At 72.7% G+C, this 20,323-nt stretch carries 20 protein-coding genes and 1 pseudogene; 13 read left to right on the top strand and 8 right to left on the bottom strand.

The window, feature by feature from the left end; translation table 11 throughout:
* From ACFWVE_RS31855 to cobC, 8 genes and pseudogenes are all read left to right on the top strand, one after another.
* Positions 1–605 (top strand): annotated as a pseudogene (locus ACFWVE_RS31855) (cobyrinic acid a,c-diamide synthase); the annotation flags it as partial.
* Positions 590–1,357 carry a precorrin-2 C(20)-methyltransferase gene (gene cobI / locus ACFWVE_RS31850; RefSeq protein WP_384021662.1) on the top strand — a complete coding sequence of 256 codons (768 nt, stop codon included), beginning with the start codon at positions 590–592 and terminating at the stop codon, positions 1,355–1,357. The pseudogene ACFWVE_RS31855 and the gene cobI, both read left to right, overlap by 16 nt.
* 74 nt (positions 1,358–1,431) lie before the next feature.
* A complete protein-coding gene (gene cobM / locus ACFWVE_RS31845; protein ID WP_384021658.1) occupies positions 1,432–2,250 on the top strand; it encodes a precorrin-4 C(11)-methyltransferase in 819 nt (272 codons plus the stop codon).
* Complete coding sequence (gene cbiE / locus ACFWVE_RS31840) at positions 2,247–3,518, top strand: precorrin-6y C5,15-methyltransferase (decarboxylating) subunit CbiE (RefSeq protein WP_384021656.1); 1,272 nt, start codon at positions 2,247–2,249, stop codon at positions 3,516–3,518. The genes cobM and cbiE overlap by 4 nt, the downstream gene beginning before the upstream one ends.
* Positions 3,515–5,239 (top strand): precorrin-3B C(17)-methyltransferase, encoded by a 1,725-nt coding sequence (cobJ, locus tag ACFWVE_RS31835; RefSeq protein ID WP_384021652.1) that lies wholly within the window; start codon positions 3,515–3,517, stop codon positions 5,237–5,239. Before cbiE ends, cobJ begins: the two co-directional genes overlap by 4 nt.
* The gene (locus ACFWVE_RS31830; RefSeq protein WP_384021649.1) at positions 5,236–5,826 is read left to right on the top strand and encodes a precorrin-8X methylmutase; all 591 of its coding nucleotides are present in this window, start codon (positions 5,236–5,238) and stop codon (positions 5,824–5,826) included. The genes cobJ and ACFWVE_RS31830 overlap by 4 nt, the downstream gene beginning before the upstream one ends.
* On the top strand, positions 5,823–6,734 hold the full coding sequence (locus tag ACFWVE_RS31825) for a sirohydrochlorin chelatase (RefSeq protein WP_384021646.1): 912 nt from the start codon (positions 5,823–5,825) through the stop codon (positions 6,732–6,734). The genes ACFWVE_RS31830 and ACFWVE_RS31825 overlap by 4 nt, the downstream gene beginning before the upstream one ends.
* Positions 6,724–7,800, top strand: a complete 1,077-nt coding sequence (cobC, locus tag ACFWVE_RS31820; RefSeq protein ID WP_384021643.1) for an Rv2231c family pyridoxal phosphate-dependent protein CobC — start codon at positions 6,724–6,726, stop codon at positions 7,798–7,800. Before ACFWVE_RS31825 ends, cobC begins: the two co-directional genes overlap by 11 nt.
* A 225-nt stretch (positions 7,801–8,025) precedes the next feature.
* Here cobC and ACFWVE_RS31815 read toward each other — a convergent pair whose 3' ends face one another.
* Genes ACFWVE_RS31815 through ACFWVE_RS31800 form a run of 4 tightly spaced genes read right to left on the bottom strand, consistent with a single transcriptional unit; the run spans position 8,026 to position 11,670 of the window.
* On the bottom strand, positions 8,026–9,123 hold the full coding sequence (locus tag ACFWVE_RS31815; protein WP_384021641.1) for an amidohydrolase family protein: 1,098 nt from the start codon (positions 9,121–9,123) through the stop codon (positions 8,026–8,028).
* 21 nt (positions 9,124–9,144) lie between these two features.
* Positions 9,145–9,981: an amino acid ABC transporter ATP-binding protein gene (locus ACFWVE_RS31810; RefSeq protein WP_384021638.1), complete on the bottom strand. Its 837-nt coding sequence runs from the start codon at positions 9,979–9,981 to the stop codon at positions 9,145–9,147.
* Positions 9,978–10,811 carry an amino acid ABC transporter permease gene (locus ACFWVE_RS31805; RefSeq protein WP_384021635.1) on the bottom strand — a complete coding sequence of 278 codons (834 nt, stop codon included), beginning with the start codon at positions 10,809–10,811 and terminating at the stop codon, positions 9,978–9,980. Before ACFWVE_RS31805 ends, ACFWVE_RS31810 begins: the two co-directional genes overlap by 4 nt.
* A 4-nt stretch (positions 10,812–10,815) precedes the next feature.
* Positions 10,816–11,670: a transporter substrate-binding domain-containing protein gene (locus ACFWVE_RS31800; RefSeq protein WP_384021632.1), complete on the bottom strand. Its 855-nt coding sequence runs from the start codon at positions 11,668–11,670 to the stop codon at positions 10,816–10,818.
* Positions 11,671–11,874: 204 nt separating this feature from the next.
* On the opposite strand from ACFWVE_RS31800, the gene ACFWVE_RS31795 reads away from it, so the two are divergent.
* The 5 genes from ACFWVE_RS31795 (at position 11,875) to thpD (ending at position 16,714) form a co-directional block, all read left to right on the top strand.
* Entirely contained in the window at positions 11,875–13,008 is a 1,134-nt protein-coding gene (locus ACFWVE_RS31795) for a pyridoxal-phosphate-dependent aminotransferase family protein (protein WP_384021629.1), read from the top strand.
* A gap of 364 nt (positions 13,009–13,372) precedes the next feature.
* Complete coding sequence (ectA, locus tag ACFWVE_RS31790) at positions 13,373–13,879, top strand: diaminobutyrate acetyltransferase (protein ID WP_384021627.1); 507 nt, start codon at positions 13,373–13,375, stop codon at positions 13,877–13,879.
* 88 nt (positions 13,880–13,967) lie between these two features.
* A complete protein-coding gene (gene ectB, locus ACFWVE_RS31785) occupies positions 13,968–15,239 on the top strand; it encodes a diaminobutyrate--2-oxoglutarate transaminase (RefSeq protein WP_384021624.1) in 1,272 nt (423 codons plus the stop codon).
* Between the two features lie 158 nt (positions 15,240–15,397).
* Positions 15,398–15,796, top strand: coding sequence for an ectoine synthase (locus tag ACFWVE_RS31780; protein ID WP_257849715.1), 399 nt, complete (start codon positions 15,398–15,400; stop codon positions 15,794–15,796).
* Between the two features lie 6 nt (positions 15,797–15,802).
* Positions 15,803–16,714, top strand: a complete 912-nt coding sequence (gene thpD / locus ACFWVE_RS31775) for an ectoine hydroxylase (protein ID WP_384021621.1) — start codon at positions 15,803–15,805, stop codon at positions 16,712–16,714.
* 136 nt (positions 16,715–16,850) lie between these two features.
* On the opposite strand, the gene ACFWVE_RS31770 is transcribed toward thpD, so the two are convergent.
* From ACFWVE_RS31770 to ACFWVE_RS31755, 4 genes are all read right to left on the bottom strand, one after another.
* A complete protein-coding gene (locus ACFWVE_RS31770; protein ID WP_384021618.1) occupies positions 16,851–17,903 on the bottom strand; it encodes an aminotransferase class V-fold PLP-dependent enzyme in 1,053 nt (350 codons plus the stop codon).
* Positions 17,904–18,075: 172 nt separating this feature from the next.
* Positions 18,076–18,786 (bottom strand): DsbA family oxidoreductase, encoded by a 711-nt coding sequence (locus tag ACFWVE_RS31765; RefSeq protein WP_384021615.1) that lies wholly within the window; start codon positions 18,784–18,786, stop codon positions 18,076–18,078.
* A gap of 74 nt (positions 18,787–18,860) precedes the next feature.
* Positions 18,861–19,379 carry a GNAT family N-acetyltransferase gene (locus ACFWVE_RS31760; protein ID WP_384021612.1) on the bottom strand — a complete coding sequence of 173 codons (519 nt, stop codon included), beginning with the start codon at positions 19,377–19,379 and terminating at the stop codon, positions 18,861–18,863.
* A 59-nt stretch (positions 19,380–19,438) separates the two neighbouring features.
* Positions 19,439–20,047 (bottom strand): DUF1349 domain-containing protein, encoded by a 609-nt coding sequence (locus tag ACFWVE_RS31755; protein WP_384021609.1) that lies wholly within the window; start codon positions 20,045–20,047, stop codon positions 19,439–19,441.
* Between the last annotated feature and the right edge of the window lie 276 nt (positions 20,048–20,323).

The following is a 20,323-nucleotide window of genomic DNA, read 5'->3' as shown; positions in this document are numbered from 1 at the left end:
GGCTGCCGGTGGTCGCCGTGGCCGGTGGGGCCGCGTTTACGTTCTCCTATGCCGAGCAGGCCGAGTTGCTCGCCGCCGCCGGGGCCGACGTCGTCGTCTTCGATCCGTTGCGGGACGAGGAACTGCCCGACGGGACCCGCGGGTTGGTGATCGGTGGAGGGTTTCCCGAGGTGTACGCCTCCGGGCTGTCCGCCAACGAACGGCTCAGGAAGGCCGTGGGCGCCCTCGCGGGCAGTGGTGCGCCGGTCGCCGCCGAGTGTGCGGGACTGCTGTACCTGTGCCGGGAGTTGGACGGGCTGCCCATGTGCGGGGTGCTGGACGCCTCCGCGCGGATGACCGAGCGGCTCACCCTGGGCTACCGGGACGCCGTGGCGGTGTCCGACAGCGTGCTGGCCGGGGCCGGGGCGCGGATGCGGGGGCACGAGTTCCACCGCACCGTCGTCGAACCCGGTGCGGGGAGCGGCCCCGCGTGGGGTGTACGGACACCGGCACCGCGCGTCGAGGGCTTCGTACAGCGCGGTGTGCACGCGAGCTATCTGCACACGCACTGGGCGTCCGAGCCCGGTGTGGCCCGTCGGTTCGTCGAGAGGTGCCGGACGTCATGAGTGACAGGAACAGGCTGGTCGGGGTCGGGGTCGGCCCCGGCGATCCGGAACTGGTGACCGTGAAGGGGGTGAACGCCCTGCGCGCGGCCGAGGTCGTCGTCGTGCCCGTGATGGCGGCACCCGATGGAACGGACGGCGGGGAGCGGGGGCGGGCCGAGGCCACCGTGCTGCACTACGTGCCCCGGGAGAAGGTCGTCCGGGTGGTGTTCGCGCTGAACGAGCGCACCGACCGGGCGCGGCGTGAGGCCGCCTGGGACGCGGCCGGTGAGCGGGTGGCCGGGCTGCTGCGGGAGAGCGGTCACGTCGCGTTCGCGACCATCGGTGATCCCAACGTGTACTCGACGTTCACGTATCTCGCCCAGACCGTCGCGGAGTCGGTGCCGGGGACGGTCGTCGAGACCGTGCCGGGGATCACCGCGATGCAGGACCTGGCGGCGCGTTCCGGTGCCGTGCTCACCGAGGGGACCGAACCGCTCACGCTGGTGCCGGTGACCGCCGGGTCCGCCGTGCTCAAGGACGCGCTGGCCGGGCCCGGCACGGTCGTCGCCTACAAGTTCGGGCGGCGGGCGGGCGAGGTGGCCGAGGCGCTGCGGGAGAGCGGGCGGCTCGGTGACGCCGTGTGGGGGGCCGCGCTCGGGCTGCCGGAGGAGTTCGTCCGGCCGGCCGCCGAGCTGGACGGGTCACCCCTGCCCTATCTGTCGACGCTCATCGCGCCGCCCCGGCGGGACGGCGGGCGGGGCGGCAAGTTGTGAGCGCGGTCCCAGGGCCCGCAGAAACCGCAGGACCAGCAGAAACCGCAGAAACCGCAGGAGAGGATTGTTCCACCATGGCCGACACCCCCACCGGCAAGGTGACCTTCGTCGGTGCCGGCCCCGGTGCCGCCGATCTGCTGACGTTGCGCGCCGCGCGCGTGATCGCCGAGGCCGACGTCGTGATCTGGGCCGCCAGCCTGGTCCAGGCGGAGGTCCTCGACCACGCGCGGGAGGGCGCCGAGATCCTGGACTCGGCGACGATGTCCCTGGAGGACGTCGTGGCCGTGTACGAGCGGGCCCTCGCCCAGGGGCTGAAGGTGGCCAGGATCCACTCCGGCGACCCCGCGCTGTGGGGCGGCACGCAGGAGCAGCTCGACCGGTGTGCCGAGCTGGGCATCGCCACCGAGATCGTGCCCGGTGTGTCGTCCTTCTCGGCCGTCGCGGCCCTCGCGCAGCGGGAGCTGACCATTCCCGAGGTGGCGCAGTCCGTGGTGCTGACCCGGCTGGGCGGCGGCAAGACGCCGATGCCGCCCGGTGAGGAGGTCCGTGAGTTCGCGCGGCACGGCACCACCATGGCGGTCTTCCTGTCGGCGGCGCGCAGCGGGCAGCTGGTGCGGGAGCTGCTGGAGGGCGGCTACCCGACCGGTACGCCGGTCGTCGTCGCGTACCAGGCGACCTGGCCGGAGGAGCTGGTCGTGAAGTGCACGATCGGCACGCTGGAGGAGACGGTCAAGGAGCACAAGCTCTGGAAGCACACCCTGTTCCTGGTCGGCCCGGCGCTCGACGCGCGCGGCACCCGCTCGCACCTGTACCACCCCGGTCACTTCCACGGTTACCGCAAGGCCGACCCGGAGGCCCGCAGGGCGTTGCGCGGCAAGGGCGCGAGCACGTGATCACCGTCGTGGGCGCCGGGACCGGGGTGCCGGTGGACGGGGCCGTCCTCGCCGGGGCGGAGCTGGTCGTGGGCGGGCGGCGGCATCTGGACGCCGTGCGGCTGCCCGAGGGGGCCGAGCGGGTCGTCCTCGGGCCGTTGGCGCCGGCGCTGGAGACCGTGGGGAAGTACGTCGCCGAGGAGCGGCGGGTCGTCGTGCTGGCGTCCGGGGACCCCGGGTTCCTGGGGATCGTGCGGGCGCTGGCCGAGCGGTTCGGGCCGGCGCTGCTGGACGTGCGACCGGGTGTCTCCTCCGTGGCCGCCGCCTTCGCGCGGGCCGGGCTGCCCTGGGACGACGCGGTCGTGGTCAGCGCGCACGGCAGGGACCCGCGTACGGCCGTGAATCTGTGCCGCGCGCATCCGAAGGTCGCCGTGCTGACCGGGCCGGGCGCCGGACCGGCGGAGCTGGGCGCCGCGCTGGCCCGGCTCTCCCCGGACCGCGTTCTGGTCGTCGCCTCCTCGCTGGGCGATCCGGAGCGCGAGCGGATCGAGCGGGTCACGCCTGCCCGGGCGGCGGCGCGGGACTGGGGGAACGCGGTGAGCGTCGTGCTGTGCCTGGACGAGCCGCGGGCCCTCGGTCCGGTGCGGACCGTCGCGGGCGGGGTCGCCGGCCGGTCCGGCGGCTGGGCGCTGGAGGAGACCGCGTTCGCCCACCGGGACTCGATGATCACCAAGTTCGAGGTGCGGGCGCTGGCGCTGGCCCGGCTCGGGCCGCGCCCCGGCGAATCGGTGTGGGACGTCGGCGCGGGTTCGGGGTCCGTCGCCGTGGAGTGCGCCCGGCTGGGCGCCGCCGTCACCGCGGTGGAGAAGACCGCGGACGGGGCGGGGCGGGTCCGCGCCAACGCCCTCGCGCACGGGGTGGACGTACGCGTGGTGCACGGGACGGCACCGACCGTGCTGTCCGATCTCGACGATCCCGACGCGGTGTTCGTCGGCGGGGGCGGGCGGGACCTGCCCGTCGTCGTCACCGCGTGCGCACGGCGGGCACGGCGCACGGTCGTCGTCGCCCTGGCCGCGCTGGACCGGGTGCCGGCCGTGCGTGAGGCGCTGACCGGGGCCGGGTTCACCTGCGACGGTGTGCTGCTGCAGTCGTCGCGGCTCGCGCCGCTGCCCGGGGACGTGACCCGGCTGGCGGCGGCCAATCCCGTCTTCCTGCTGTGGGGCGTACGGCCCCCGGCGGCGACCGGCGACGGTTTCGACAGCATCGACAGAGAAGGAGTCGCCCAGTGATCGGCCTCATTTCCGCCACCGCGGCGGGAGCCGCCGCGCGGGACCGGCTGGCCGCCGCGTGGCCGGACCGTACCCGCGTGTACGGGGGTCCCGTCGGGGACGCCGTACGGACCGCGTTCGCGCAGTGCGAGCGGATCGTGTGCTTCCTGGCCACGGGCGCCGTGGTGCGGCTGGTGGCACCGCTGCTGGAGGACAAGGCGAGCGACCCGGGCGTGGTGTGCGTCGACGAGGCGGGCCGGTTCGCGGTGTCGCTGGTGGGCGGGCACAGCGGCGGGGCGAACGGGCTCGCGCGCGAGGTCGCCGAGGTGCTGGGCGCCGAGCCGGTGGTGACCACGGCGACCGATGCCGTGGGTCTGGCCGGCCTGGACACCCTGGGTCTGCCGGTGGAGGGCGACGTGGCCGCAGTGTCGCGCGCCCTGCTGGACGGCGAGGCGGTGGCGCTGCGCGCGGACGTGACCTGGCCGCTGCCGCCGCTGCCGTTCGCCGGCGAGGGGGCGTACACGGTCCGTGTCACGGACCGTGTGGTCGGGCCTCGCGCCGGCGAGGTCGTCCTCCGGCCGCCGACCCTCGTCGTCGGGGTCGGTGCCTCCAGGGGCGCACCGGCCGACGAGGTGCTCGCGCTGGTCGAGGGCGCGCTGCGCGACGCAGGACTGTCGGCCGCGTCGCTCGCCCGCCTGGCCACCGTGGACGCGAAGGCCGGGGAGCCCGGCATCGTGGAGACGGCCCGGCGGCTCGGGGTGCCACTGGTGACGTACGCAGCCGGGGAGTTGGCACACGTCGACGTGCCGAACCCCTCCGACGCGCCGCTCGCCGCCGTCGGCACCCCGTCGGTGGCGGAAGCCGCCGCGCTGGCGGGCGGGGGCGAACTCCTCGTACCCAAGCGCAAGTCGGAGCGCGGGGACGGACGGCCCGCGAGGGCGACCTGTGCCGTCGTGCGGCGGCCGGGGCGCGGGCGGCTCGCGGTGGTCGGACTCGGGCCGGGCGCCCGGGACCTGCTCACCCCGCGCGCGAAGGCGGAACTGCGGGGCGCGTCCGTGCTGGTGGGCCTCGACCAGTACGTCGACCAGATCCGCGATCTGCTGCGGCCCGGCACCCGGATCCTGGAGTCGGGGCTCGGGGCGGAGGAGGAGCGGGCGCGCACGGCCGTCGAGGAGGCCCGCAGGGGGCGGACGGTGGCGCTGATCGGCAGCGGCGACGCGGGCGTGTACGCCATGGCCTCCCCGGCGCTCGCCGAGGCGTCCGACGACATCGACGTGGTCGGCGTGCCCGGCGTGACGGCGGCGCTGGCGGCCGGGGCGATCCTCGGTGCGCCGCTGGGCCACGACCATGTGTCGATCAGCCTGTCCGATCTGCACACGCCGTGGGAGGTCATCGAACGGCGGGTGCGGGCCGCGGCCGAGGCGGACCTCGTCGTGACGTTCTACAACCCGCGCAGCCGGGGCCGTGACTGGCAGCTGCCCAAGGCCCTCGCGATCCTCGCGGAGCACCGGCGGCCGGCGACCCCGGTCGGGGTCGTGCGGAACGCCTCGCGGCCGGACGAGTCGAGCCGGCTGACGACGCTGGCCGCGCTGGACCCGGCGACCGTCGACATGATGACGGTCGTGACCGTGGGCAACACGGCGACCCGCGAGGTCGCGGGCCGGATGGTCACCCCGCGCGGCTACCGCTGGCAGGCGGCGTCGACGAGCGGCTCCGCCGCGGGCCAGGAGGAGTCCCGGTGAACCGTGTCGTGCACCCCATCGAGCAGGAGTCCTTCCGGCGGCTGCGCTCCCGCCTGGACACCTCGCACTTCCCGCCGCTGACCCGGGCGGTCGTCGAGCGGGTCATCCACTCGGCGGCCGACCTGGACTACGCCTCCGATCTCGTCATGGACGAGGCCGAGTTGGCGACGGCCCATGCGGCGCTGCACGCCGGGGCGCCGGTCGTCACGGATGTGGAGATGGTCGCGGCGGGTATCACCCGCCGCGAGACCGTGTGCCGGCTCGGGGACGCCAGGTCCGGAACCGGTCTGACGCGTTCCGCGCACGCGGTGCGGCTGGCGTACGACGAGGTGGGGCCCGGTGCCCTGTGGGTGATCGGCTGTGCGCCGACCGCCCTCGAGGAGCTGCTGACCCTGGACGCCTCGCCCGCGCTCGTCATCGGGCTGCCCGTCGGTTTCGTCGGAGCGGCCGAGTCCAAGGCCGCGTTGCGCGAGAGCGGTCTGCCCGCCGTGAGCAACGTGTCCGAGAAGGGCGGTTCGGCGGTCGCCGCCGCCGCACTCAATGCCCTGCTGTACCACCCCACTTCGTCTGAGGAGAACGACCTGTGACCACCCCGCCCGCGCTGCTCATCGCCGGCCACGGCACCCGGGACGACGCCGGAGCGGAGGCCTTCCGGGACTTCGTACGGGAGCTGGGGCGCCGAAACCCCGGGCTGCCCGTCGCCGGCGGTTTCATCGAGCTGTCCCCGCCGCCGCTGGGCGAGGCCGTCGCCGAGCTGGTGGAGCGGGGCGTACGACGGTTCGCGGCGGTCCCGCTGATGCTGGTGTCCGCCGGACACGCCAAGGGCGACATTCCGGCGGCGCTGGCCCGCGAGAAGGAACGCCACCCCGGCCTCTCCTACACGTACGGCCGTCCGCTGGGCCCGCATCCCGCCCTGCTGAGCGTGCTGGAACGGCGGCTGGCCCAGGCGGTGGATCCCTCCTGGGACCCCGCCGAGGTGACCGTGCTGCTGGTGGGGCGTGGTTCGACGGACCCGGACGCCAACGCCGAGGTGTTCAAGGCGGCGCGGCTGCTGTGGGAGGGGCGCGGGTACGGGGCCGTGGAGACGGCGTTCGTGTCGCTGGCCGCGCCGGACGTGCCGAGCGGGCTGGACCGGTGCGTGCGGCTCGGCGCCCGGCGGATCGTGGTCCTGCCGTACTTCCTGTTCACCGGCATCCTGCCGGACCGGGTACGGCGGCAGACGGAGGACTGGGCGGCGGCGCACCCGGAGACACAGGTGCGGTCGGCGGACGTCATCGGTCCCGAGCCGGAGCTGCTGGACCTGGTGATGGAGCGGTACGCGGAGGCGGTGAAGGGCGATCTGCGGATGAACTGCGACAGCTGCGTGTACCGGATCGCGCTGCCGGGCTTCGAGGACAAGGTGGGGATGGCGCAGCAGCCCCACTTCCACCCCGACGACGACGGCCACCACCATCACGGCCATCACCAGGGTCACACGCACACCCGTGCGCACTGACTCCGCCGTCTCCCGGGCCGGTGCGCACGACCTGCGGCACCACGGGGACGCCGAGGTCCGCGACGACGGCGCCGCGCTGGTCGACCTCGCGGTGAACGTCCGCTCGGGCACTCCCCCGGCGTGGCTGCGCGAGCACATCGCCGGGTCGCTGGCCGGCCTCGCCGCCTACCCGGACGGGCGGGCGGCGCGCGCCGCGGTGGCGGCCCGGCACCGGCTGCCGGTGGAGCGGGTGCTGCTGACGGCGGGGGCGGCGGAGGCGTTCGTGCTGCTGGCGCGGGCGCTGGAGGTGCGCCGGCCGGTGGTGGTGCATCCGCAGTTCACGGAGCCGGAGGCGGCGCTGCGGGACGCGGGGCACCCGGTCGACCGGGTGCTGCTGCGGGAGGAGGACGGTTTCCGGCTGGACCCCGACGCGGTTCCCGAGGCCGCGGACCTGGTGGTGATCGGCAACCCGACGAACCCGACGTCCGTCCTGCACCCGGCCGCCGCCGTCGCCCGGCTCGCCCGGCCCGGGCGGACCCTGGTCGTGGACGAGGCGTTCCTGGACGCGGTGCCGGGTGAGCGGGAGGCGCTGGCCGGCCGGACGGACGTGCCGGGGCTGGTGGTGCTGCGCAGCCTCACCAAGACGTGGGGGCTGGCGGGGCTGCGCATCGGGTACGTGCTGGCCGGGCCGGAGACGGTCGAACGGCTGACGCGGGCGCAGCCCCTGTGGCCGGTGTCCACGCCCGCGCTGGCCGCGGCGCAGGCGTGCGTCGGGCCCAGGGCCCTGGCGGAGGCGGACGGGGCGGCCCGCCGCATCGCCGCGGACCGCTCCCGTCTCCTCACCGGGCTCGGGGAGTTCGCCGACCGCGGGGTACGGGTCGTGGAGGGTGCCGAGGGCCCCTTCGTCCTCCTCCGGCTCCCGCACGCGGCGGCCGTACGGGAGCGCCTGCGCGCCCTCGGCTTCGCGGTACGACGCGGGGACACGTTCCCGGGCCTCGACGAACGCTGGCTGCGCGTCGCGGTACGCGACCGCGCGACGACGGACGTGTTCCTGAAGGCCCTGGACCGGGCCCTGGACACGGCCTGACCCGAGCCGGGCCGCACCGGCAGGGGACCTGCCTGCCTCCGTTCCGGGCAGCGCCGGACGGCGGCACCACGCCCTGCCGGCCCGGTGACGGCGGGCCCGGTGCTGGGGACACCGGGCCGGCAGGGCCGTAGCGGCGAGGATTTCCGGACGCGGCGCCCCCCGCGGGACAGCACGCACGACAGGCGGGGTTCGGCCGCCGGACCATGTCGTCCGGGCCGCGCCGTCCTACGCGACCACACGCCCGTTCAGCACCACCCGGCGCGGGTCCGCCAGCACCCGTACGTCCGCGCGCGGGTCGGAGGCGTAGACGACGAGGTCGGCCGGGGCCCCCTCGTCCAGCGCGGGGCGTCCGAGCCAGGCGCGGGCCGCCCAGGTGCCGGCCGCGAGGGCGTCGACGGGCGGGATGCCGGCGGTGACGAGTTCGGCGACCTCGGCCGCGGCGAGGCCGTGCGGAAGAGCGCCTCCGGCGTCCGTACCGACGAAGACGGGAATGCCCGCGTCGTAGGCGGAGCGCACGGTGTCGTAGCGGCGCTCGTGGAGCCGGCGCATATGGGCCGACCAGCGCGGGAACCGGGACTCGCCGCCGTCGGCGAGGTCCGGGAAGGTGGCGATGTTGACAAGGGTCGGGACGATCGCCACGCCCCGTTCGGCGAACAGCGGGATCGTGTCGTCGGTCAGGCCCGTCGCGTGCTCGACGCAGTCGATGCCGGCCTCGACCAGGTCCCGCAGGGAGTCCTCGGCGAAGCAGTGCGCGGTGACCCGGGCACCCAGCCGGTGCGCCTCGGCGATCGCCGCCCCGACGGCGCCGCGCGGCCAGCAGGCCGACAGGTCGCCGAGATCGCGGTCGATCCAGTCGCCGACGAGCTTCACCCAGCCGTCGCCGCGCCGGGCCTCCTGGGCGACGTACGCGACGAGGTCCTCGGGTTCGACCTCCCAGGCGTAGCCCCGGATGTAGCGGCGGGTGCGGGCGATGTGCCGGCCGGCCCGGACGATCTTCGGAAGGTCGTCCCGGTCGTCGGTCCAGCGGGTGTCGGAAGGTGATCCCGCGTCCCGCAGCAGCAGGGCCCCGGCGTCGCGGTCGGTGAGCGCCTGCTTCTCCGCGACGTCCTCGGGCACCGCGCCGTGCCGGTCGAGGCCCACATGGCAGTGGGCGTCGACCAGTCCGGGCAGCACCCAGCCCTCGACGGCCGTCACGTCACGGGCGCCGGCGGGGCGGTCGTAGGAGATCCGGCCGTCGACCACCCACAGCTCGTCGCGGACCTGGTCCTCGTCCGGTCCGACGAGGACCCGCCCCTTCACGTGCAGCACCGCGCGTTCGCTCATGCCCAGCACTGTAGTGAGCCGTTACAGGGACGTGCCGGTCCGGTCGGAGGTCTCCTCCTCCACGTCCGCCATGGCGGGGTCGAGGAGCCGGGAGAGGAAGTGCCGGGTGCGTTCGTGCCGTGGGGCGCCGATGACCTGCTCGGGAGCACCGTCCTCGACGATCACCCCGCCGTCCATGAAGACGACCCGGTCGGCGACCTCGCGGGCGAAGGTCATCTCGTGGGTGACGACCATCATCGTCATGCCCTCGTCGGCGAGCATCCGCATCACCGCCAGGACGTCGCCGACCAGCTCGGGGTCGAGCGCCGAGGTCGGCTCGTCGAACAGCATCACCTCGGGGCCCATCGCCAGCGCGCGGGCGATGGCGACGCGCTGCTGCTGGCCGCCGGAGAGGGAGGACGGGTAGGCGCCCGCCTTCTCCGCGAGGCCGACCCGCTCCAGGTTCGCGGCGGCGGTCCGGGCTGCCTCCGCCTTGCCCCGCCTCAGCACCCGGCGCTGCGGCAGGGTGAGGTTCTCGGTGACGGTGAGGTGCGGGAACAGGTTGAACTGCTGGAAGACCATGCCGATCCGGCGGCGGGCGGCGTCGATGTCCACGTCCGGGTCGGTGAGTTCCGTACCGCCGACGTACACCTGCCCCTTGGTGGGCTCTTCGAGCAGGTTCACGCACCGGAGCAGGGTCGACTTGCCCGAGCCGGACGGCCCGATCACGCAGACGACCTCGCCCCGGCGGATCTCCAGGTCGATGCCGCGCAGCACCTCGTTGCTGCCGAACGACTTGTGCAGCCCGCCGACCCGGATCTCCGGATCCCCGGATCGGCTCTCCGGCCGGTTGTCCGGCTGCTTGTCCGGTCGGCTCATTTGACGGCCTCCTGGGCCTTGGCCTCCATACGGCGTACGACGAAGCCGAGCGGGATGGTGATCAGCAGGTAGCACAGGCCGGCGACCAGGATCGGGGTGGAGTTGGCGGTCTGGCTGGCCAGGTCGCGGCCGTACTTGGACAGTTCGCGCTCCTCCAGGGTGACGCCGAGGAACAGCACCAGCGAGGAGTCCTTGAAGAGCAGGACGAGTTCGTTGGTGAGCGGCGGCAGGATGATCCGGAACGCCTGCGGGATGATGATCGAGACCATGGCCCGCGCGGGCGAGAAGCCCAGTGAACGGGCCGCCTCCATCTGCCCCTTGGGCACCGCCTGGATGCCCGCGCGGATCGTCTCGGCCATGTAGGCGGCGGCCACCAGGCCGAGCGCGAGGGCGACCTTGCCGTAGGTGCCGCCGATGATCTCGGTGCCGGGGAAGGCGAGCGGCACGGCCACGCCGATGAAGATGAAGATCAGCAGGGCGGGCAGACCGCGGAAGATCTCGATGTAGATGCCCGCCAGCCAGCGGTACGGACCGACCGACGACAGCCGCATCAGCGCGATGACCAGGCCGAGGGCCAGCCCGACGGCGAAGCCGGTCACCGTGTAGAGCACGGTGTTCTTCAGCGCCAGGGTGATGATCTCCGGGAACATCCGCTCGGCGATGTCGGCCTGCGCGAACTGGTTCTGCAGCCTGCCCCAGTCCGCCGAGGCCGCGAAGGCGACCACGGCGGCGACGAAGACGACGTACTGGGCGCCGCGCGACAGCCGGCGCTTCTGGCTCCGGGTCAGGCCCTTCTTCCTCAGCTCCGGAGGCACCTTCGTGTCGGCCATCGGATCAGGAGGCGGCCGGCGAGGCGGCGGACTCGTCGTAGGGGCCGATCCACTGCTCGTACAGCTTCTTGTACGTGCCGTCCTCCTTGGCGTCCGAGAGCGCCTTGTCGATGGCCTCCTGCAGCGCGGTGTTGCCCTTCTTCACCGTGAAGCCGTACTGCTCGCCGGTGTCGAGGTTGTCGACGACCTCGTAGGCGTCGGCGGTGGCCTTGTCCTTGAGCCAGCCCTGGACCACCGGGAAGTCGATGACGACGGCCTTGACCTGGCCGGTGCGCAGGCCGTTGAGGACGGCGTCGGAGGACTCGAAGGAGACCGGGTCGAAGCCCTCCCCCTTGACGTAGTCCTCGCCGGTGGTCTGCGCCTGGGCGCCGAGCTCGACGTTCTTCGACTTCACGTCGGCGAGCGAGGTGACGTCGGCCTTCTTGTCGACGAGGACGGCCTGGGTGGCGTTGAAGTACGGGTCCGAGAAGTCGACGTTCTTCTTGCGCTCGTCGGTGATGGTCATACCGGCCGCGGCCAGGTCGCACTCGCCGGAGTTGAGGAAGGCGCCGGTCTTGAAGTTCTCGAACGGCGTGTCGAGGATCTCCTGCTTCACTTCCAGGTCCTCGGCGACCAGGTCGACCAGCGCCACGTCGAAGCCCTGCACCTTGCCGTCGATCTCCGACTGGAAGGGCGGGTAGGGCAGGTGGGTGCAGGTGGTGAGCTGTCCCGCCTTGGCGAGTTCGACGCCGCCGGCCGCGGTCCTGGAGGCGCCGCCGTCCCCGTCGTCGGTGGAGGTGCAGGCGGTCAGGAGCACCAGCCCGGCCGTCGCGGTGGTGGCGGCCAGAACGCGGGTCCTGCGGCCGAGGAGCGTCTTCACTGAGGCCTCCTGGTAGGGAACGGATGAGGTTCTGATTATAAGGAGATGTTTGAGTCCCTCAAACCAAACCGATGGCTATGGCATCGTCCGACCTGAGAACCGGGCGCCGGACCGTGCTTTCCGGACGTCGGACCGGGCTCCCCGGGGTGCCGGATACGCTCGGACCCGTCGCACCCGTAGAGCCGTGATCTGGAGAGCAACGTCGTGAGCACCCATCCCTTCCTCGGTCTGGCCCCGCTGAGCGCCGCGCACTTCGCCTCGATCGAGGACGGCGTGGCGCGCCTGCTGGGCACCACGCAGGACGTCGTGATCATGCAGGGCGAGGCGCTGCTGCCGCTGGAGGGCGCGATCCGCGCGGCCGCCGGGTTCGGCACGACCGCGCTGAACGTCGTCACGGGTCCGTACGGGCAGACCTTCGGCGACTGGCTGCGCGACTGCGGCGCGACGGTGATCGATCTGGCGGTGCCGTTCCACACGGCGGTGACGGCCGGGCGGATCCGTGAGGCCTTCGCCGCGCACCCGGAGATCGATTTCGTTTCCCTGGTGCACGCGGAGGCGGCGACCGGCAACACCAACCCGGTCGCGGAGATCGGCGAGGCGGTGCGGGCGCACGGGGCGCTGTTCTACCTGGACGCGGTGGCGTCGATCGGGGCGGAGCCGGTGCTGCCGGACGCGTGGGGTGTGGACCTGTGCGTGATCGGGGCGCAGAAGGCGATGGGCGGCCCGGCCGGCGTGTCGGCGGTCTCGGTGAGCGAGCGGGCGTGGGCCCGGATGGCGGCGAACCCGCGGGCGCCGCGCCACTCGTACCTGTCCCTGCTGGACTGGAAGCAGCGCTGGATCGACGGGGGCCGCACGGTGTTGCCGCACGCGCCGGCGCAGTTGGAGATGCTGGCGTTGGAGGCGTGTGTGGAGCGCATCGAGACCGTGGGCCTGGACGCGGTGACGGCACGGCACGCGGCGGCCGCGGCGGCGACCCGGGCGGGTGCGCTCGCGCTGGGCGGCGGCCTGGAGCCGTACGTTCACGACGCGGCCCAGGCGGCCCCGGTCGCCACGACCCTGCGGGTCCCGTCGGACACGGTGGCCGCCGAGCTGGTGGCCCGCGCCCTGGCCGTGGACCCCGCGCTGCCACTGGCCGCGGGTGGCGGGGCACTGGCCAAGGAGATGATCCGCGTCAACCACTACGGCCCCGACGCGACCCGGGGCGCGGTCCGGGGGAGCCTGACGGCCCTGGGCACGGCACTGGCGGCGCAGGGCCTGCCGGTGGATGTGCCGGGGGCCCTGCGGGCCGCCGACAACGGCTGGCGTCGACCGGAGCCCGGGCGGTCGGCGGACGAGTGACCGGAGCGTGAATTCCATGGGGTTATCAGAAGCCCTTGGGAGTATTCTTCTCCATCATTCTCCCGCTTATTTGAATATTACTTTCCGGAGCAGCTTCCCATCTTCTCCTGCCCGCTTTTTTGAAACCTAAACACATCGATTCAGGCGGGCGGGGAGCGGTGCGTCCGAGCCGTCCCCACGGGAGTTACACACTTGTGACCGGCTCCACAAGGTGTCCGTTTCGCGGCTTGAATCCCGCCCAAAGCAGGACATCTCGCCAGGCTTCCGCTTGCGGCTTCACGCCCGCGCGATAACATAGACGAGTCGCTCAGGTAACCCCGGCAGCCGATGCAATTTCGAATTTACCTGGGTAAGTTCAATTCACATGACTGCCGCACAAGCAGACCCGCAAATCGACCGCCCCGCCCTGGCGGACGGAGCCGCGCTGTGGCGGATAGCAAGGGACTCGAAAACCCTCGACCTGAACTCGTCGTACAGCTATCTCCTGTGGTGCCGGGACTTCGCCGCCACATCCGCCGTCGCACGTGACGCCGGCGGGGAGCCGATCGGCTTCGTCACCGGCTACGTACGGCCGGACAGCCCGCACACCCTGCTCGTCTGGCAGGTCGCGGTGGACGAGACGCACCGCGGCCGTGGCCTGGCCGCCGCTCTGCTCGACGGTCTGGTCGCACGGACCACCGCGGAACACGGAGTGACCATCGTGGAGACCACCATCACACCGGGGAACACCGCGTCCGAGCGCCTGTTCACCGCGTTCGCCGAGCGCCACGGGGCCCGGCTGGAGCGCGAGGTGCTGTTCGAAGCCGAGCAGTTCCCCGACGGACCGCACGACCCCGAGGTCCTGTACCGCATCGGTCCCCTCTCCCCCTGACCACCGGCCCCGCGCGCACGGGCCCGTGCGCCACTCCGCCGCCCCCCGACTCCCTCTGACCTCCCACGCCACCGAGGAGCGATCCGTCGTGACCATCACCCAGCCCGATCTGAGCGTCTTCGAGACCCTCGAGTCCGAGGTACGCAGCTACTGCCGCGGCTGGCCCACCGTGTTCGACCGCGCGCACGGCAGCCGCATGTACGACGAGGACGGCCACGAGTACCTCGACTTCTTCGCCGGAGCCGGCTCACTCAACTACGGCCACAACAACCCCGTGCTGAAACGGGCGCTGATCGACTACCTGGAGCGGGACGGCGTCACGCACGGCCTCGACATGTCGACGACGGCCAAGCGCGCGTTCCTGGAGTCCTTCCAGAACTGGATCCTGCGTCCGCGCGACCTGCCGTACAAGGTCATGTTCCCGGGCCCGACCGGCACCAACGCCGTGGAGTCGGCGCTGAAGCTGGCCCGGAAGGTGAAGGGCCGCGAGTCGATCGTCTCGTTCACCAACGCCTTCCACGGCATGTCGCTGGGCTCGCTCGCCGTGACCGGCAACGCCTTCAAGCGCGCCGGGGCGGGCATCCCGCTGGTGCACGGCACGCCGATGCCGTTCGACAACTACTTCGACGGCCAGGTCCCCGACTTCCTGTGGTTCGAGCGGCTCCTGGAGGACCAGGGCTCCGGCCTCAACAAGCCCGCCGCGGTGATCGTCGAGACGGTCCAGGGCGAGGGCGGCATCAACGTCGCCCGGCCCGAGTGGCTGCGCGCCCTGGCCGAGCTGTGCGAACGCCAGGACATGCTGCTGATCGTCGACGACATCCAGATGGGCTGCGGCCGTACCGGCGCCTTCTTCTCCTTCGAGGAGGCCGGCATCACGCCCGACATCGTCACGGTGTCCAAGTCGATCAGCGGTTACGGACTGCCGATGTCGCTGTGCCTGTTCAAGCCCGAGCTGGACGTCTGGGAGCCGGGCGAGCACAACGGCACCTTCCGCGGCAACAACCCGGCCTTCGTCACGGCGACCGCCGCCCTGGAGACGTACTGGGCCGACGGGTCGGCGATGGAGAAGCAGACCCGTGCGCGCGGCGAGCAGGTCGAGCAGACGATGGCCGCCATCGCCGAGGAGAACCCCGCCGCCGTGAAGGAGTACCGCGGCCGCGGGCTCGTGTGGGGCATGGAGTTCCACGACAAGGAGCGGGCCGGACGCATCGCCGCGCGCGCCTTCGAGCTCGGGCTGCTGATCGAGACGTCCGGTCCGGAGGGCGAGGTCGTCAAGCTGCTCCCGGCCCTGACCATCACCCCGGAGGAGCTGGACGAGGGGCTGACCACGCTGGCCCGCGCCGTCCGCGAGACCGCCTGACCGTCCGGACCGCCGGAATGATCCGGCCGGTCCGGGCCACCCGAACAGGGTGACCACCTGAATCGTCTGCTGAACCGTCCGGGTCCCGGGCCTCGGGCCGGGACCCGGACGGCCCGCAGGCAGTACCGGCACCACCACCGAGGAGGCATCGCAGCACCGTGATTGTCCGTTCCTTCAAGGAGATCGAAGGTACCGACCGGCACGTGAAGTCCGCGTCCGGTACCTGGGAGAGCAAGCGCATCGTCCTCGCCAAGGAGAACGTCGGCTTCTCCCTGCACGAAACCATCCTGTACACCGGTACGGAGACATCGATGTGGTATGCGAACCACATCGAGGCCGTCGTCTGTGTGGAAGGTGAGGCGGAACTCACCGACCACGACTCCGGGCTGACCCACACGATCACGCCCGGAACGATGTACCTCCTCGACGGGCACGAGAAGCACACGCTGCGGGTGAAGAAGGACTTCCGCTGCCTCTGCGTCTTCAACCCGCCCGTGACCGGACGGGAGGACCACGACGAGAACGGTGTATACCCGCTGCTCACCGAGGAGGTGTGAGGTTCCATGACCACCGCGACCACCAGCACCCAGACGCACGTCCCCGACCTCTATCCCACCCGAGGCAACGCCGAGGTGCTCACCCCCCGGCAGGACCCGGTCGTCTGGGGCGCCCCCGACGCCCCCGGCCCGATCGCTCCGGCCGACCTGGGGTCGTTCGAGCGTGACGGCTTCCTCGCCATCGATCAGCTGATCACCGACGACGAGGTCGCCGTCTACCGGGACGAACTGAACCGGCTGGTCTCCGACCCGGCGATCCGGGCCGACGACCGGTCGATCGTCGAGCCGCAGTCCAAGGAGATCCGGTCGGTCTTCGAGGTCCACCGGATCAGCGAGGTGTTCGCGCGGCTCGTGCGCGACGAACGCGTCGTCGGCCGGGCCCGGCAGATCCTCGGCTCCGACGTCTACGTCCACCAGTCGCGGATCAACGTCAAGCCGGGCTTCGGGGCCAGTGGCTTCTACTGGCACTCGGACTTCGAGACCTGGCACGCCGAGGACGGTCTGCCGCGGATGCGGACGGTGTCCGTGTCGATCGCGCTCACCGAGAACCTCGACACCAACGGCGGGCTCATGATCATGCCGGGGTCGCACAAGACGTTCCTCGGGTGTGCGGGGGCCACGCCGAAGGACAACTACAAGAAGTCGCTGCAGATGCAGGACGCGGGCACGCCCTCCGACGAGGGGCTGACCTCGCTGGCGTCCGAGCACGGCATCAAGCTGTTCACCGGCAGGGCCGGCTCGGCGACCTGGTTCGACTGCAACTGCATGCACGGTTCCGGGGACAACATCACGCCGTTCCCGCGCAGCAACGTGTTCATCGTGTTCAACAGCGTCGACAACACGGCCGTGGAGCCGTTCGCGGCGCCGGTCCGTCGGCCCGACTACATCGGGGCCCGGGACTTCACTCCGGTGGGGTGACCACGTCGGCCTGAGTGCGTCGGCGTGAACGCGCCGGCGTGGCCATGACCGCGGGCCGGGCCTCCTCGTGTGGGACGGGAGGCACCGGCCCGCTGCCGTGTCCGTGGCCGGGCGGGACCCGGTGGACGCGGACGGCTCAACCGGGCAGCGCCTCCAGCAGCCGGTCCACGTCGGCCGGGGTGTTGTAGAGGTGGAAGGACGCCCGCAGATGACCTGCCCGGTCGGACAGGGCCAGGCCTGCCCTGCTCAACTCCGGCTGGAGACGGCCCAGTCCCGGCACGGACACGATGGCCGAACCGGGCGAGGGCACGGGCTCGTGGCCCAGCGCGACGAGCCCCGCGCGGAAGCGGTCGGCGAGGGCGACATCGTGGGCGTGGACGGCGTCCACGCCGATCTCCTCGACGAGTTCGAGGGAGGTCCGCAGTCCCGCGTAGGTGAAGAGGGCAGGGCTCACGTCGAACCGGCGGGCGGAGTGGGCGAGTTCGGCGACGGGCCCGTAGCAGCTGTCCCAGGGCTTCTCCGCCGCGACCCATCCTGCCTGCACGGGGACCAGGTCGCCGAAGTCCTCGGGGACGGTCAGGAAGGCCCCGCCGTGCGGGCCGAGCAGCCACTTGTAGACGATGGCGGCGGAGTAGTCGCAGGCACCGGCGTCGACCGGCAGCCAGCCGATCGCCTGGGAGAAGTCGACGTAGGTGCGTGCTCCGTGCTCCCGGGCCGCCTCGCGCAGCGCGGGCAGATCGGCGATCCGGCCGTCGGCGGACTGCACGGCGCTGACGGCGACGAGAGAGGTGTCCGGGCCGACGGACTCGGCGAGCCGCTCCAGCGGCACGGTCCGCACCTTGAGGTCACCGCGGACGTGGAACGGGTTGAGCACCGACGCGAAGTCGTTCTCGACGGTGATCACTTCGGCGCCCGGCGGCAGTGAGGCCGCGATCAGTCCGGTGTACAGGGTGACGGTGGCCCCGACCGCCACCCTCTCGACGGGAACGCCGGCCAGCCGGGCGTACGCGGCCCGGCTGGCCTCGACGTCGTCGTGCAGCGGATCCAGCGGCCCCCCCTCGGCCCTCAGCCGCACGGCGTCCTCGAGGGCGGTCACGGTACGGGCGGGCAGGAGAGCGTTGGCGGCGGTGTTCAGGAAGGTGTTCTTCGGGGTGAACTCGGCACGGACGAGATGCTCGAAGGTCTTCATGGGATCACTCTGCGGTCCCATGATCTCCCCGTCCATTGACTTGTTCTGCCCGAAACCACGAAGGAACCCTTATGAGTACGCCCTGACCTGCGAGGACGAACGAAGGCAGCGGCGCGGTGGGCGCGGATCGGCGGTGTGGGCACGGCCGGTTCAGGTCGTGGGCACGGCCGGTTCAGGTCTGCGGCACCGGGCAGCCGTCGGGACCGCATGCCTCCGCGTCGCCCTCGACGGTCTGCAGCGGCGTCCGCTCGCCCCAGGCCCGGGTCAGCGCCTGGGTGAACACCTCGACGGGCTGGGCGCCGGAGACTCCGTACGCGCGGTCGAGGACGAAGAAGGGCACGCCCCGCGCGCCGAGTTCCGCGGCCTCCCGCTGGTCCTCGCGCACCTCGGCGGCGTACGCCTCCGGGTCGGCGAGGACCGCGCGGGCGGCGCCGGTGTCGAGGCCGGCGGCGGTGGCGAGTTCGAGGAGACGGTCGTCGTCGCCGAACACGGACCGCTCCTCGGCGAAGTTCGCCGTGTAGAGCAGGTCGAGAAGCTCCGCCTGACGGCCCTTCTCGCGGGCGAAGTGGAGCAGGCGGTGCATGTCGAAGGTGCCGCCGTGGTCACGGCCCCGCGTGCGGTACGGCAGCCCCTCGGCGGCGGCCTGGGCGCCCAGGTTGTCCTCGCCGGCCTCGGCCTGCGCCCGGCTCATGCCGTACTTCTCGGTGAGCATCGAGAGCACGGGCTGGATGTCGCCCTTGGCCCGGCCCGGGTCCAGTTCGAAGGAGCGGTGCACCACCTCGACGTCGTCGCGGTGCGGAAAGGCGCTGAGGGCCTTCTCGAAGCGGGCCTTGCCCACGTAACACCAGGGACAGGCGATGTCCGACCAGATCTCGACACGCATCGTTGAGGCACTCTCCCGGTCGCAGGGCACGGAGACTCCCTCCGCAGGGTGCGTGAACCTTCAACCGGTGCGGTTCATTCCCCGGGGTGGTCCCCGGGCACGGCGAAGCGCAGGTACAGGTGGTGGTCGTCGGGGGCGGGCGGATGTGCCGGGTCGGGGGTCCGGCCCAGGCGGGCGTAGAAGTTCTGGGCGCGCCGGTTGTCGATGTGCACGTCGAGTACGGCGGTGTGCGGGCCGTTCGCCCGCCGTTCCTGGGCGCAGACGGCGTGCAGGGCCGTGCCGATCCCGGTGCGCCGGTGGTCGGGGTCCACGTGGAACCGGAACGGCTTGACCGTGCCGGCGGGAGCGTCTGGCGGGGTACGGAAGGAGGCGAGGCCGGCCGGGCGTCCGTCCCGTAGCGCGCACAGCACCCGCCCGTCGGGGCGCGCGATCGCCTCCCGCCGGACGGCAGGCCAGTCGGTGCCGTCGTCGGGGATGCCGTCCGGGTAGTACGTGGAGCGGGCCCGCAGGTGCAGCGCGGCGACGTCCCCGGCCTCGGCCGCCAGGGCGGTCCTGATCACCGGGGAGTCCGCGGTCCGGTGGGGTGTGGTCATACGGCTCACGACGTACGGAGGCGGGTGACGGTTCTCCGCCCGCAGCGGGTGCCCGGCCCTCAGCTGCCGTCGCGCAGGTCCTGCGGCCAGTTCGGCCGGAACTCGATGTGGTCGTAGGTGACCACGCAGCCCTCGCCCATCGGGGACTGGGTCATGAAGCCGACGAGGGCTGCTCCCGTCTCCTCCTCCGCGTCGAGGGTGAAGAGACGGACGAAGGTCCAGTGCTCGCCGTCGCGGGAGGCGTGGAAGGCGAAGGCGCGGCCGGTGCGGCTGACCCGCATCCAGGCGGAACTGCCCTCCACGGTGAAGGAGTTGGCGTCGTCGGAGTGGCCGCGGGTGACGACCGTGCAGATGGTGGGCACGTCCGGGGAGTACTCCAGGCACAGCTTGGCCCAGTTCCGCTCACCGGTGTGGACGTAGAGCACTCCGGCGTCGAAGGCGGCGGCGAAGCCGACCGTGACCCGGGCGATCAGCTGGAAGTCGCCCTCGGGGGCGCCCAGCAGCCGGGGTGCGTCGGCGGCGGGGTCCAGGGCCTCCCCGGTGGGCGGTACGAAGCGGTCCTGGCGCGGTCCGGCCCAGCCGGTGAGGACGCCGTCCTCGTAGGACCAGTGCCCGTCGGGGCCGTAGGTGCGCAGGGGGAACGGCAGTTCGGAAAGCTTTACGTCCATGGAGGGAGTCTCGCAGGTTCACCGCGTGCCGGGGACTGTCCGGCGGATCAGGCCGGAGGCAACCGGCCGCATCTGTCCGGTCGGGGTGAGCGGGGTCCGGTGCGTGCGGCTGCAGGGCCGAGGAGGGGGTCGACGCGATGGGGCCCCTGCTCGAAGAGCCGGGGAAAGTGCGTGCCGGCCCCCGCGCCTCCGGCACGATCCGCCGGGCGGGCCATGAGGGGCCCGGCCGGCGGATCGTGCCGGTCGGGCCCCCTGGGGCTGCGAGCCGTGCGCGGT

Source organism: Streptomyces sp. NPDC058632 (assembly GCF_042717095.1).
In the GTDB taxonomy this organism is placed as follows: domain Bacteria; phylum Actinomycetota; class Actinomycetes; order Streptomycetales; family Streptomycetaceae; genus Streptomyces.
This window is presented reverse-complemented; position numbering and strand designations above follow the sequence as displayed.

What these genes read in the sequence shown, in the direction of transcription:
- cobM (WP_384021658.1), top strand. Translation starts at nt 1,432, where the DNA reads ATGGCCGACACCCCCACCGGCAAGGTGACCTTCGTCGGTGCCGGCCCC.
- ACFWVE_RS31815 (WP_384021641.1), bottom strand. Translation starts at nt 9,123, where the DNA reads ATGAGCGAACGCGCGGTGCTGCACGTGAAGGGGCGGGTCCTCGTCGGA.
- ACFWVE_RS31810 (WP_384021638.1), bottom strand. Translation starts at nt 9,981, where the DNA reads ATGAGCCGACCGGACAAGCAGCCGGACAACCGGCCGGAGAGCCGATCC.
- ACFWVE_RS31805 (WP_384021635.1), bottom strand. Translation starts at nt 10,811, where the DNA reads ATGGCCGACACGAAGGTGCCTCCGGAGCTGAGGAAGAAGGGCCTGACC.
- ectA (WP_384021627.1), top strand. Translation starts at nt 13,373, where the DNA reads ATGACTGCCGCACAAGCAGACCCGCAAATCGACCGCCCCGCCCTGGCG.
- thpD (WP_384021621.1), top strand. Translation starts at nt 15,803, where the DNA reads ATGACCACCGCGACCACCAGCACCCAGACGCACGTCCCCGACCTCTAT.
- ACFWVE_RS31770 (WP_384021618.1), bottom strand. Translation starts at nt 17,903, where the DNA reads ATGAAGACCTTCGAGCATCTCGTCCGTGCCGAGTTCACCCCGAAGAAC.
- ACFWVE_RS31765 (WP_384021615.1), bottom strand. Translation starts at nt 18,786, where the DNA reads ATGCGTGTCGAGATCTGGTCGGACATCGCCTGTCCCTGGTGTTACGTG.
- ACFWVE_RS31760 (WP_384021612.1), bottom strand. Translation starts at nt 19,379, where the DNA reads ATGACCACACCCCACCGGACCGCGGACTCCCCGGTGATCAGGACCGCC.
- ACFWVE_RS31755 (WP_384021609.1), bottom strand. Translation starts at nt 20,047, where the DNA reads ATGGACGTAAAGCTTTCCGAACTGCCGTTCCCCCTGCGCACCTACGGC.